The organism is Paenibacillus sp. BGI2013 (assembly GCF_002843485.1).
GTDB lineage: Bacteria > Bacillota > Bacilli > Paenibacillales > Paenibacillaceae > Paenibacillus > Paenibacillus amylolyticus.
Window position 1 is genome coordinate 213790 of record NZ_PJFA01000002.1, and the last position, 13033, is coordinate 226822.

The following is a 13033-nucleotide window of genomic DNA, read 5'->3' on the forward strand; positions in this document are numbered from 1 at the left end:
CATCAAGGTGCAGTTACATACTGAATTTATTAATCATTTACATATAATGGAGCTTCATGTGGGACGATATGGTGTAGTGATTAATAAGTGGTGTGCTGGATATACGTGCTGAAGATGGATGAAGGGAGAATTAGATGATGAAAATAAATATAAAGAAATCTGTACTTTGCATATCTGTGCTCTGTATTTCGCTATTCGTCAGTGCCTGTGGTGCCAAGAATAATAATGAATCGGTTCAGGAGCATGCCTATCCGCAATCGAAGCAACCCGTAGAGGAAGCTGGAGAAAACTCTGTACCGAATGCGGATGCGAAGAATAACAATAGCCAAGGCAGTGCCAGTGGTGATGAGGGCAAGCCTACAGCTCAATCGGAATCCACTGAACTGTCTGAGCAGATTGATATTGTCATTGACCAGTCGGAGAAACCGAGCGAGGGTAACAGTTTTGATTTTGGAATTAAAGAGGTTCCGAAGGGGTATACACTAACGGAGATGCGGTGGACGTCTAACACGGTGACGATTGTGAATTCACTACAGGAAGCCATTGAACATGGTGGAAATGGAGAAGATGGCTTTTACTTTAGCGGCAATGGACAATTCTCCGGCTTTATCTATTCGGATGAGATGAAGGGCGAGCGGGGCAAAGCCACATTTGTCTTCACAAATGATGAGGGGAACGAAATCATGTCCGAAAAAGAAATTACGTTGAAGTAGCAGGCACATCATGAAGGCTCCGTCTAGGGCCTGTTGAACAGGAAAAGCAGCCACTTGGGCTGCTTTTTTTGACATACATGACTACAAGATCGCCGATCTATCTGTTGCTACATAAAGTCAAAGAAATAACGGACCACGTGGAACATAACCGGCGAGGTATAGGTCAGGCTGTCGACCCGGCTCAGGTAGCTTTTTTTGAGCGAATCGAACTTGTTGTCATCTCCAATTAACAGATCGCGCTTCAGTACAGACACCGTCAGACTACCGAAGAATCCAGCCAGACTGATCAACACCCCGATGAACAGCGAGAATTTCCAATCAAATGGCGTCAGGTAGGGATGGATGAAATAAGACGTAGCTGTCGTTACAATGAACGCACACGCGAACCCTTCCCAGGTGACAAAAGGATTAGCGGTAGGCACCACTTTTCGTTTGCCCAGATAGAGAGAGACCAGATAGTGTACCACATCATTAAGCTGTGTTAACACGACCAAGAACAGCACCAGCTTGGAGCCGTACTCCGGTGAGGCAAATGGGAAATAGGCCAGGTGGCTCAGTCCAAACACCATCAGCATTAGTCCCCATTGTGTGGAGCTGACACTGCGCAGGAAACCGACCGTACCTTTGTTAATCAGGCGTGGCAAGGGCAGCACCAGGAACACATATAGTGGAATAAACACGATAAACATGCCATACCATCCAATGTAGATCCAGTAGAACTGAACCGGAATCGCCAGATACGCCCACAGGAACAGCCTACGGTCGGCTTTGCGTGTACTGCGAATCATGGAGAAGTATTCTTTGAGTGAGAAGAATGCAAGCACCATGAGGGAGATGAGCGACACGATGGGGTTAAAAAGGGTGGCGAGGCAGAAGATCACAAACATACCCCACCAGGTTTTGATTTTTTGGCCGATGCCTGAATAGTCTTTGCTTGGCTGAAGCTTTGCAATAATTTTGTACACGATATGTATCACAAGTAAAGCTGTGAAGATTAACGTTAGTGTAAAGAGTGAACTGCTCACGTACCAATCACCTGCTTATTCAAAGTAAGATTCCATTGTAGGGTACCTATGTTATTATGAAGGAATAGTGCCAACTTGATAAGGGGAAATTTTGCTATGACAGATGAACGCTCCATCTATATCCTGCTTACGAATACAGGAACGCTGTTTACCAAGGTTATTCAGAGCTATACCCGAGCGCCATATAATCACGCGTCGATCTCATTTGACCGGGAGTTGACCGAGCTGTATAGCTTCGGCCGCAAGCATCCGAGTAATCCGCTGAATGGCGGATTTGTGAAGGAAAATATTCAGACAGGTACATACAGCAAGTATCCCAATACCACATGTGTCATATACAAGCTTCAGGTGACGGATCGTGAAGTGGAAAAGATGAAACGTGTGCTGCACATCTTCATCCGCAGCCGCCAGAAATATATGTACAATCTGCTCGGCGTGATCGGCATTACACTCAAGGAACCGGTGGAGTTCAGCAACTCCTACTTCTGCTCCCAATTTGTAGCCGAGATTCTACAGCGTTCGGGAATCAAACTGTGGAACAAGCTGCCTGCGCTGGTGACACCGGATGATTTTCGCCAGAGTGAACGATTGCAATTGGTCTATGAAGGGAAATTAAGCGAGTATACGCTGGGGAATGCAGAGCAAGAGTAGGGTAGGTGTGTGTGCCGATGCTTGCCAAGGAAATCGAACCATGCAACAGCCTGCTGCCACGAATGACGAGGCAACAGGCTGTTTGTGTACTTCATATGGATGATGGTGAGGATGAGGATGAGGATCGGTCAAAATCAACCTCTTCAAGAAACTCGATCACTTCACCATTCGGACTGTGGACGAGCGCATTTCTAACCCGAAGTGCAGGTTCGCCAAGCGATATCCAATCCGGTTCAACGTAAGCCTTGGCTCCATGGGAGAGCGCTCGCTGATAGATAACTTCTACATCATGCACGTAAAAGGCGAAATGTAACAGTGCGCCGTGCCGGACCGCTTCAGGAGAGGTGGCTGGTTCACCCTCGGCAGGAATGACGGCTTTTGGGTCAAATACCTCAATACAGGTGCGCTGATCCGGAGAGATCAGCATACATGCCTCAGTAATGTGGAAGGCAGGCAAACTCCAGGAGTGACCGACCTTGAATCCCAATACTTTTGTATAAAACGCCAGAGTATCTTCGTAATTACGAGCCTGAATGGCTACATGTGCAAGTCCAATAACACTCACATTACATCGCTCCTTCTTTAGATTGTATTCTAAATTATAGGGTTGATATCGCATTGGAAACATACAATATCAAAGGATATAATGAGATGAAATCTAACTATTTTTAGCTAATTCATTAGAAAAACCTTATTAAATAAGCCGACGACTCGGAGGTCTTACAAATGGAACACATGATAGATGAAATTGATCAGCAGATTATGCGCTTGTTGCAACATCATGCACGTATCCCCGTTTCACAGATCAGCAAAGAAATTAACATGTCCCAACCTTCGGTTAAGGAAAGAATTCTGAAACTGGAGGAGAGAGGTGTAATAACGGGCTATTCGACCATCTATAATCTAGCCCAATTAAACCGTGGAACCACAACGTTTATTTTGCTCAAAACAGAGCATTGCGATGAGTTGGTCCAGTTCTGTGAACAGGCCATCGAAGTCACGGACGTTTATCGGATTAGCGGTGAGTATAACTACCTGATCAAGGTACAGACGGCGTCCATTGAAGAACTTGCCGAATTTCAGGATTCACTGGTGAAGCTGGGACCCTCCAAATCCCATATCAGCATGAAAAATATTATGGAAAACCGTGTTCTTCTTTAAGATATGAGAGAGACTAGAGAGAAGACATTTGTTCTGGCACCGGATTCGTTCAAAGAAAGCATGACAGCGAAAGAAGTATGTATCGCGATGGAAAAAGGGTTGCGTAAAATATATCCGACGGCAGACTATATTCATGTACCTATGGCAGATGGTGGAGAAGGTACGGTGCAGTCCCTTGTGGACGCTTCCGGCGGCGTCCTTCACCAGCACGAGGTGAGCGGACCATTGGGGCAGACAGTCACTGCACAGTATGGCATTCTGGGTGGCGGAACAACCGCGGCCATCGAAATGGCGTCGGCCAGCGGCATCCACTTGGTTACCAAGGACACCCGGGACCCGCTCCGGACGACAACCTATGGAACAGGCGAGTTGATTCGCGCATGTCTGGACCTTGGCATACGCAAGATCATCATTGGTATTGGTGGTAGCGCGACCAACGATGGTGGGGCTGGCATGGCTGAAGCGCTTGGTGCGAAGTTTCTGGATGCAGAGGGTCGTCCGCTTGCGCGTGGTGGCGGGGTTCTGGATCAACTGGCTCAGATTGATGTATCTGGTCTGGATGAGCGTTTGCAAGAAGTGGAGTTCATTGTGGCCTGTGATGTGACCAATCCCCTATGTGGGGAGCATGGCGCATCAAGGGTGTTTGGACCACAAAAAGGGGCTACTCCAGAGATGGTTGAGCAGCTGGATGCAAATCTGTCCCATTATGCAGATGTAGTGAAACGACAGCTTCATAAAGATATCCGAGATGTACCAGGAGCCGGAGTGGCTGGAGGGTTGGGCGCGGGACTCTTGATTTTTACACAGGCTGTATTACGTAAAGGGATTGAGATTGTCATTGAATATACTGAGTTGCGTAAAAAGTTGATTACTGCGGATGTGGTATTTACGGGCGAAGGCGGTATCGACTTCCAAACGAAATTTGGCAAGACCCCCTATGGTGTTGCTCGGGCAGCCAAGGAAGCGGGTAAACCTGTGATTGCCCTTGCAGGCTATGTGGGCGAAGGGATCGACACCCTCTACGCGGAAGGCATCGATGCCATATTTGGTATTGTGCCTGGGGCAGCAGATCTGGATCGACTATTGAGAGAAGGCCCGGAGAATGTGGAACGTACTGCCGAGAATATTGCAAGAGTACTGAAGCTGGGGTTGCTTTCTTAGGTCGGCGACCATTGAGATCGTATGGGGGCGGATTGGAATGTGATGTGACCAAGACGGGATACGGGTATGCCTGATATCAGGTGATCTGTCTCTCGTTTTTTTTGCCGTGAAGTTCCATTGTATAGTTGTCGTTCAGGTCGCTTCGTTGCGTTATTTTTACCCTTGATGGCACAATGAAGAAATTGCACATACAGTTACGTATCTGATGACCAATACGTTCACGACGGGCAGCACATTGTATGTGGATGGCGGGTACACCTTGATTTAAGAGTCGGAGCTATATAGGTCCCGAAGAATACTTTTTTTAAAATAAAATGATGAATTTTGGCGAAAAAAATTGAGATCTATCCTGTTTTTGTACTACAGGATGGATCTTTTTCCTTTTATTTGCTCTTTTTGTTTAGATTCTGTTTATCGCAGTGCACTACAATAGGCCTTACGTATCAGATGGATTGAATTTATATGTAAAAAACATGAGATAGGGAGGATCAAGTACATGAATTATAGGAGAATAATTAGTTTGGTGCTCATTATGGTGTTAATAGCTCCGTGGTTGGCACCAGCAGGGAAGGTTAGTGCAGGTGGCTCATATCCTGTACCAGGAAATGATGGGAAAATCACAGTCAAGCTTACTGATGATAATAACATAGAGGTGCGTTGGAGCAATGCTGACTCTGATTCCACTGCAACTTATGAGCTAAAATACCAAGTCTTCGTTTCCAATACTTCTAATCTGAATAACATGACAGAGATCAGGGACAATCTAGAGTATGGAGATGAGGATTGGGTGTTGGGTTCAGCATCTCAAGACGGTACGTTCTCCAAAAAAATTCTAGGTTTAGATACCAGCCAGACGCTCTATTATAATGTGATGGTTGTGGATCGATATGATTTAGAAGCCGCCTATCAGATGAAATCGTTCAACCCAAGCACACAGCTGAGCCCGTTGGAGCAATTCAACGATATTATACAAACGAAGGATCAGAATTCACAGATAGATCTCAAACCTGAACTAATTGAGTTACTTGGCAATAAAAATTTCATAGCCGATCCTGATTTCAAATTGTTGTCTGAGGAGGATCAGGGGGACATCATAGAATATTTATTGCGTATAGATCCACCGACTAGTGAAGGGTATGAGGATAAGGAGCAAGTTCAATATATGGTGCAATTGGCTCTGCAAGCACTTGAACTTCCTCGCAAAATCGGGGGATCAGACTCCAGAAAAATACTCGATGAATTTTATAATAAAAAAGCTGAAAGAAAACAACATTTCAATGATATGGAAGAAAATAGTGATTATTATAAATGGATTAACTTTTATTTCGATTCATCCGAGGTAGAAAAGCGTATGACCGCATTTTATTATGAGCATAAATTCAGAAAAAATCCTGATATTTTAGATATACTGGATTATACGGAGCAGGCTTGGGATCGTACTCCTTTTATAAACAAGGTAGAGACGTCAGAAGACATGTTGGTAATGATGGAAAGGATGTCATCCATTCAAGAGGGGATCGAGTCATACAATTCCGAAGATGATGTGGAAATTCCACTTGGAAGCTTCCCTTTGAATATTAGTAAATGGGAGGATCTTACGGCCGAGGAGCAAGAAGAATTAGCAGAACATATGCTTAGTGAAAGACCACTTGGTGGATATATAAGTTTTGAAGAAATTCAGACTGCATTTAATAAATTTTTCCCTGATGATAACGAAAGCAATCCATTGAGTGTCTTAAATACTGCAAAGAGCAACAGTAATATAGCGGCTATGCGAATGGCTATGGAAGATCCGGATCTGGGTATTACTCTTCCTAACGGATACGGTGCTTTGTCTTTGCAAGTTAGAGATTTCATTGCGGGATTCCTGATCGACTATGTAAATAAAGATTACAAAAACAAAGAACAGGTCCAATATATGATTGAACTTGGTGTATTGGCACAATCTGTTTGGGAGCAGAGGGAACTCAGTGTTCTTAGGAATAAACTGGATCTGCTCGCTCAGCAATTAGTAAATGGACCTAATCACTTTAATGACCAACAGACATATGTGTTACGCAGCCTTGGACAACAACATTTGGAACGTAGCAAAGTAGATAAAGGTGTACTGGCATATAATTACTTGCATCTAGTTGCATTCGAAAGGTTGGAAGGAGTGTCTAAAGGGGATATTGTTGATCCTGATATTGTCCTGAATCTCCTCTCTATGCCTATCGATTCATTTGAGCAAGCTACCTCTATACCGCGAATGGATCAATGGCTTGATAAAGCAATGAAAGATCAGAGTAAAGGTGAAGCATTCTTCAGCAAATACAAATTTAATCTTAGAGGCGCTCTTGATTTATCCAAAAGGGCAGAACTTAGTCCTGAAGGCCAGAAGGAATTGGCTGAATGGGTCCTAAATGAACAAGACAGTTACGAGGATGTTGGGAATCTACAAAATGTATTTAATCGATTCTTTACGGCTCCTAATGTGAAGGGGAATGACATCAATAACACCCTAACGGGCTTGGACAGCACGATGGAGATTTCTTTTGACAATAAGCTGCACTGGATTGATGTTGCCTTCATTCAAAAAATGGACCTTAGCGGCAACAAAACGGTATGGGTTCGTTACAAAGCAATCAGCGATGAACTGCCAGGCCGCGCCGTGAAGTTTGTCTTTACACAGAATGGTGATAGCAGCACAGATAATGGCAATACTCCAACGCCTAACCCGGGTGGAAACACAGGTGGTGGTGGCGGATCATCTACGACTACGCCAGTAACGTCTACACCTGCTCCAACAACGAAACAAGAGCAGATCGTGGTTGACGTTAATGGAACAAACGGCACCAACCTGACCAAAACGCCAATTACCCGTACAACCGAAACCAACGGCACGATCAAAGATCTGGTGAAAATGACTGAAGCCATTGCCAAGGAATCGGTGGAAAAAGCGAAGCAATTGAACATGAACACCGCACGCATTGTTATTCCAGATAGCAAAGATTCCGTGTCCGAGACACGCATTGAACTGCCTAAAGCAGCGGTAAAAGAACTGAATGATGGTTCACTCAAGCTGGAGATTTCCACTGAAAATGTAGTGATTTCCGTTCCGACAAATTCCATCGCCGGATTCGATCAAGACTTGTACTTCCGTGTTGTACCTTTGAAAAAGGAATCGGAGCGCAAAGAAGTTGAAGAGCGTGCGAAGAAAGAACAGTTGATTCAACAAGTTGCTCCGAATACGAATGTGCGTGTACTGGCTCGTCCGGTAGAGATCGACACGAATATGCAGAGCCGCGAAGTGACACTCACATTGCCACTGCGTGACAGTCTGCCAACCGATCCGGCTGCTCGTCAGCAAGCATTGGACAACCTGGCGATCTATATCGAACACAGTGACGGCACAAAAGAATTGATCCAAGGCAAATTGGTGAAACTCACGGATAATAGCGAAGGCATCGAATTTACCGTAACCAAATTCAGTACGTTCACCCTCGTTGTTGTGGATGGACTGAAAGCTTCACAAAGTACACATCAACCGTACATCCAAGGATTTGGTGCGGATTTCCGCCCGGATGCATTCGTAACACGTGCACAGATGGCAGCCATGCTAGCTCGCAATCTTCCAACTGAAGCGGCAGCAGGTTCCGTGAATAGCGTGAGCTACAAGGATGTATCTGCAACACACTGGGCAACAAGTGAGATTCAAAAAGCGCAATCCGCTGGCATCATGAACGGCATGAGTAACACCCAATTTGCACCGGAAGGCTCGATCACCCGTGCACAGATGGCAATGATTGCTTATCGGTGGATGCAGCAACAAGCGAGTAATACAACAGTGAATGGTCCAGCAGTTTCCTTCACAGATGTATCCGCAGACCTGTGGGCAGCAGATGCGATTGCATACGTGCAATCTGCTGGCCTGATGGTTGGTTACAACGATGGTACATTCAAACCGGACAGTAAGCTGACCCGTGCTGAAGCGGTGAAAGTGCTGAATGTATTGTTCAACCGCACACCACTAACTGGCGAAGTTACGCCAACGTTCAGAGATGTGCCAGCAACACACTGGGCATATGCAGATATCGAAGCTGCAGCGCAAAAGTAATATTTTTAAAAGAAAAAAGGGGTCATTAATGCAGTAGTATATGGAAAAGAAAACCCCTAAAAACGGATAGGATATGACAATACAATAGATAGAATAAAAAAAGAGCTGTTCCAAAAGCCATACATTGGCTAGGAACAGCTCCTTTTTGCGCTTTAGTGTGACTTAACATTGGTCTAGGTTGGTTAGCGCTTGATCACCCATTATTTATTCTGTTTACGCAGTTGTACTACTCTTTATCGGGCGTGTGTGCAACATTCTCGTAAAACTTACCATCCCGCAACTGATCCACGAATCCTTGTAACCAGACGTAGTATTGCTCCGCATGTTGGAGTTTGTGTAGATCACGCAGTGCATCATCTCGATCTTCAGAAGAGGTATGTTCCGAAAGGATCATTGCCGACAGGTCAGGAATGACCTCACGAATGCCTTCTAACATGACATCTACTTCCCGTTGGAGCTTGGCCCCGAAGAAATTCTGGAACGTACGATAGAAGTCGGTCTCAGCCAGATATTGATCCTGGCGCTCCTTCTTTTCCTCCAGTTTATAGATCATCTGTGATTCTGTAAGCGAACGAACCGCATAGCTCATGTTGCTCTTGCTCATATTCATCGAGTTTTTCATCTCTTCAAGTGTCATCGGTCGATCCTCAAAATACATGATGCCGTATAATTTGCCAAACGTATGATTAACCCCATATAGATCCATCGTATTGGCGATGGCCTCAATAACTCTCTCCCTCAGCGCATGCCGATCAGGTAACGAAGAATGATTCGGGTTCCCGGCGGTTTCTTTTCCCACAATGTCACCTCTGGTTTATGATAGCGTTCCCACTAGCTGCCTCATATTTTACATGACTTGCTCCAATTTTAACATAAGCCGGAATTAGAATTTTCAATACGAGTGTACAATGAATTTTGTACAGAATAAATATAAAGCTGATTATACTCAAAAATTCCCAATCATTAAAGAAAAATTGGACAGTAAGGAGTGGGGGATTTGCGTTTAAAACTATGGAGGGAGTCTGAGGCGGTACTATTCACGCTGCCAGCTCTAATCCCATTGCTGATCTTCTGGCTGGGGCCTCTGGGATATATCGTTTATCTCAGTTTCACCGATTGGGACTTTATGAGCCCGAATAAGCTGTTTGTTGGTTTGGACAATTACAGTTATCTGCTGACAAACTCTGAATTCTATCGGTCATTGAAAGTCACCTTGTTATTCGGACTGGGGAGTGTAATCCCAACTATTGTGGGCGGATTGGCGCTTGCGATGCTCATGAATAGCAAAATCAAATCATCCGGCATCTTCCGGACATTACTCTTCTCACCTTGGGTCACCCCGACAGTTGCGGTGTCTATTGCGTGGTCCTGGATCTTCGAGCCCGAAGTGGGACTCGCTAATCTGATGCTGGGCTGGGTAGGCGTATCTCCGATCGGCTGGTTGCGTGACGCGGACTGGGCATTGGTTGCTGTTCTGATCGTCACGCTCTGGAAGTCGATTGGGTGGGCAATGGTATTTTATCTCGTTGCGCTACGAAATCTACCTTCCGATCTGCTCGAAGCAGCTTCAATCGATGGTGCAAACGGTTGGGATAAGTTCAGAAGTATCACATTGCCGCTGATCTCACCAACGACGTTTTTTCTCTCAATTATTCTTACTATCCAGTCCTTGCAAGCCTATGACCAGATCAATGTCATGACGCAGGGTGGACCGGCGGGATCAACGAGAACGTTGCTGTACATGTATTACCAGTCTGCATTCGAATCCTTTAACGTAGGTGAAGCTTCGTCCATCGCCGTTGTGATCATTCTGATCTGCGTGTTGCTATCGGGCGTATCCTTCCTGCTTGGCAGACGTCTGGTGCACTACTAATGACAATGACATTGCCCAACAAAAAGTCTAAACGGATGAAGCGCAAGGAGTTGCAGAACGTGTCACAACCGAATTTTAAAATAAGTAAATTAATCCGCTACCTTCTGTTAGCCATTATCGCGCTGGGTACAGCCTTTCCCTTCTATTGGATGGTCATTAGCGGGTTCAAAACCAATGATGAGATCTGGCAGTTTCCGCCGACCTTCTGGCCGGAGACGTTCCTGTGGAGCAACTATGTGGATGCCTGGAATGCGGCACCATTTGCCCGTTACATCCTGAACAGTACCGGTGTAGCCTTAGCCATCTGTTTATTTCAGATCGTCAACTCCAGTATGATGGCGTACGCCCTGACACATATGAAATTCCGTCTCAAAGGTGTACTGACATCCCTGATTCTGGTGGGTTATATGATACCGAGTACGGCTGTGTATCTGCCCAGTTACTTGGTGCTTAGTGAGCTTAATCTGCTGGATTCCTACACTGGCTTGATTGTATCCAACTGTGTCAGCGTGTTCTCGATCTTCCTGATCCGGCAGGCGTTCATGCAGGTATCTCATGAATTGGTGGAAGCCGGACAACTGGACGGTGCATCCCACTTCCGGATTCTCTGGACGATTATTACGCCGCTTGTTCGCTCAAGCTTCGCCGTGATGGTGCTGATTACGTTTATTGAACAGTACAACAATTATTTCTGGCCTATGCTCATCACCAAAGACCCTGATTTACAGCTGGTATCGGCGGGTCTGCGTAGCTTCTTTGTAGAAGGCGGGGCATATGGACTTGCTTGGCCACAGATTATGGCTGCGAGTGCCTTCACCATCGCACCTCTACTTATTCTCTTCCTGTTCACCCAGAAGACGATCATGCAGAGCGTGAATATTACGGCTGGTGTTAACAAGAACTGATATGCACTACCATTCACCTAAAACGGGAGGAACAACAATGAATTGGAGTCAGGCAAGCATGACATGGAAAAAGAGATTGAGGTTGAACTGGAAGGGTGGCATGTCGCTGGTACTTGCGACCAGCTTTGCACTGCTGACCGCTTGTGGAACACAAGCACCCGCAGAATCAGGCACGACGGCTGCTGCCAGTGGAACCGAAGCTCAGGCGAAAGATCCGGTGGAGATTGAGTTCTGGTATGGTCTGGGTGGTAATCTGGGCGATAACATGAAAAAGACGATTGATGCGTTCAACGCCTCCCAGAACGAAGTCGTTGTAAAAGGGATTGTACAAGCAGATTACACGGAAACGGAACAGAAGCTGCAAGCAGCAATTGCTTCCAAGAAGGTTCCAGCCGCTGTACTCAGCTCCAATATAGACTGGGCACGCAAAGGATATTATGCACCCATGGATGAGATGATTGCCGCTGATCCGAATTTTAAGAAAGACGATTTCATTCAGACATTCCTGAACCAGGGACAGGTGGATGGAAAGCAATACTTTTTGCCAATGTACGGTACAACTCAGATCATGTATTACCGTATGGATACGTTCAAGGAGAACGGAATCGACCCAGCGAGTCTGACGACTTGGGAGAAGCTGGCTGAGGCGGCAGCGAAGATGAGCAAGCAAGAAAATGGCAAGACCACCTTCTACGGTTGGGAACCGATGTGGGGTAGAGACAATATGATAGATGCCGTGCTGGGTAAGGGCGGACAGATTCTTAGCGACGATGGCAAAACCGTTATGATCGACTCTCCGGAATGGATCGAGACATGGGACTTATTCCGTAAATGGATTAACGAAGACAAGATTATGGGCATTCATTATGGAGGTCAGGGCTGGGAGTACTGGTACAAAACGATTGATGATGTGATGAAAAATAAAGCAGCAGGTTATACCGGATCTAGTGGTGACCAAGGCGACTTGGACTTTAGCGTAGTCGCTGCGATGCAACAACCAGGCTGGGAAGGTATTGGTGAAGGAAAACCGGTAGCAAGTGCCATTTCGGCAGGTATTCCGTCAGCTGCAACGCCTGAACAACAACAGGCAGCATACAAATGGCTTACGTATTTCTCTGAAACTTCGAACACAGCTTCATGGTCCATGAACACTGGATATATCGCAGTACGTCAATCGGCCCAACAAGATCCAGAGTTTATGAAATTCAGTGAGGAAAATCCACAGATCACCGTACCACTGCAACAGGCAGCTCACGCTTCGGCTCCATTCCAGGATCCAACGGGTGGCAAGATCAATGATGCATTGAAAGATGCAGCTGATCAGGTACAGATCAATAATATGCCAGCAGAACAAGCGCTGAAGGAAGCGAAAGAGAAAGCACAGAAGGAACTGGATAGGGTAACGAAATAAGAAACGTATACAGGCAATTGACCCACGCGATAAGGGC

Annotated in this window: 11 protein-coding genes; 8 read left to right on the top strand and 3 right to left on the bottom strand. The window is 45.8% G+C overall.

What is annotated here, in order from left to right:
- The first annotated feature begins 137 nt into the window (after positions 1–137).
- Complete coding sequence (locus CXK86_RS04790; protein ID WP_101313495.1) at positions 138–713, top strand: hypothetical protein; 576 nt, start codon at positions 138–140, stop codon at positions 711–713.
- Positions 714–820: 107 nt separating this feature from the next.
- Here the strand turns inward: CXK86_RS04790 and CXK86_RS04795 are convergent, their stop codons facing one another.
- Complete coding sequence (locus CXK86_RS04795) at positions 821–1738, bottom strand: phosphatidate cytidylyltransferase (RefSeq protein ID WP_076252010.1); 918 nt, start codon at positions 1736–1738, stop codon at positions 821–823.
- 96 nt (positions 1739–1834) lie between these two features.
- Between CXK86_RS04795 and CXK86_RS04800 the strand changes: the two genes are divergently transcribed.
- Positions 1835–2389 carry a hypothetical protein gene (locus tag CXK86_RS04800; protein ID WP_076252008.1) on the top strand — a complete coding sequence of 185 codons (555 nt, stop codon included), beginning with the start codon at positions 1835–1837 and terminating at the stop codon, positions 2387–2389.
- Between the two features lie 91 nt (positions 2390–2480).
- On the opposite strand, the gene CXK86_RS04805 is transcribed toward CXK86_RS04800, so the two are convergent.
- The gene (locus tag CXK86_RS04805; protein ID WP_076252006.1) at positions 2481–2954 is read right to left on the bottom strand and encodes a VOC family protein; all 474 of its coding nucleotides are present in this window, start codon (positions 2952–2954) and stop codon (positions 2481–2483) included.
- A gap of 161 nt (positions 2955–3115) precedes the next feature.
- Here CXK86_RS04805 and CXK86_RS04810 point away from each other — a divergent pair, with 161 nt between their 5' ends.
- From CXK86_RS04810 to CXK86_RS04825, 3 genes are all read left to right on the top strand, one after another.
- Complete coding sequence (locus tag CXK86_RS04810) at positions 3116–3550, top strand: Lrp/AsnC family transcriptional regulator (RefSeq protein WP_076252005.1); 435 nt, start codon at positions 3116–3118, stop codon at positions 3548–3550.
- Between the two features lie 3 nt (positions 3551–3553).
- On the top strand, positions 3554–4711 hold the full coding sequence (locus tag CXK86_RS04815) for a glycerate kinase family protein (protein WP_076252003.1): 1158 nt from the start codon (positions 3554–3556) through the stop codon (positions 4709–4711).
- Between the two features lie 496 nt (positions 4712–5207).
- Positions 5208–8807 carry an S-layer homology domain-containing protein gene (locus CXK86_RS04825; protein ID WP_083684568.1) on the top strand — a complete coding sequence of 1200 codons (3600 nt, stop codon included), beginning with the start codon at positions 5208–5210 and terminating at the stop codon, positions 8805–8807.
- A 226-nt stretch (positions 8808–9033) separates the two neighbouring features.
- Here CXK86_RS04825 and CXK86_RS04830 read toward each other — a convergent pair whose 3' ends face one another.
- Positions 9034–9606: a GbsR/MarR family transcriptional regulator gene (locus tag CXK86_RS04830; protein WP_076252000.1), complete on the bottom strand. Its 573-nt coding sequence runs from the start codon at positions 9604–9606 to the stop codon at positions 9034–9036.
- Positions 9607–9804: 198 nt separating this feature from the next.
- On the opposite strand from CXK86_RS04830, the gene CXK86_RS04835 reads away from it, so the two are divergent.
- From CXK86_RS04835 to CXK86_RS04845, 3 genes are read left to right on the top strand one after another with little or no spacing between them, the layout of a single operon-like run.
- Positions 9805–10680: a carbohydrate ABC transporter permease gene (locus CXK86_RS04835; protein WP_036612319.1), complete on the top strand. Its 876-nt coding sequence runs from the start codon at positions 9805–9807 to the stop codon at positions 10678–10680.
- A gap of 59 nt (positions 10681–10739) precedes the next feature.
- A complete protein-coding gene (locus CXK86_RS04840; protein WP_223199815.1) occupies positions 10740–11585 on the top strand; it encodes a carbohydrate ABC transporter permease in 846 nt (281 codons plus the stop codon).
- A 37-nt stretch (positions 11586–11622) separates the two neighbouring features.
- Positions 11623–12996 carry an ABC transporter substrate-binding protein gene (locus tag CXK86_RS04845; protein WP_076251997.1) on the top strand — a complete coding sequence of 458 codons (1374 nt, stop codon included), beginning with the start codon at positions 11623–11625 and terminating at the stop codon, positions 12994–12996.
- The last annotated feature ends 37 nt before the right edge of the window (positions 12997–13033 follow it).

Bases quoted from the DNA above. Each gene is read 5' to 3' on its own strand.
- CXK86_RS04845 (WP_076251997.1), top strand. From the start codon at position 11,623: ATGAATTGGAGTCAGGCAAGCATGACATGGAAAAAGAGATTGAGGTTG.
- CXK86_RS04825 (WP_083684568.1), top strand. From the start codon at position 5,208: ATGAATTATAGGAGAATAATTAGTTTGGTGCTCATTATGGTGTTAATA.
- CXK86_RS04810 (WP_076252005.1), top strand. From the start codon at position 3,116: ATGGAACACATGATAGATGAAATTGATCAGCAGATTATGCGCTTGTTG.
- CXK86_RS04800 (WP_076252008.1), top strand. From the start codon at position 1,835: ATGACAGATGAACGCTCCATCTATATCCTGCTTACGAATACAGGAACG.
- CXK86_RS04790 (WP_101313495.1), top strand. From the start codon at position 138: ATGAAAATAAATATAAAGAAATCTGTACTTTGCATATCTGTGCTCTGT.
- CXK86_RS04815 (WP_076252003.1), top strand. From the start codon at position 3,554: ATGAGAGAGACTAGAGAGAAGACATTTGTTCTGGCACCGGATTCGTTC.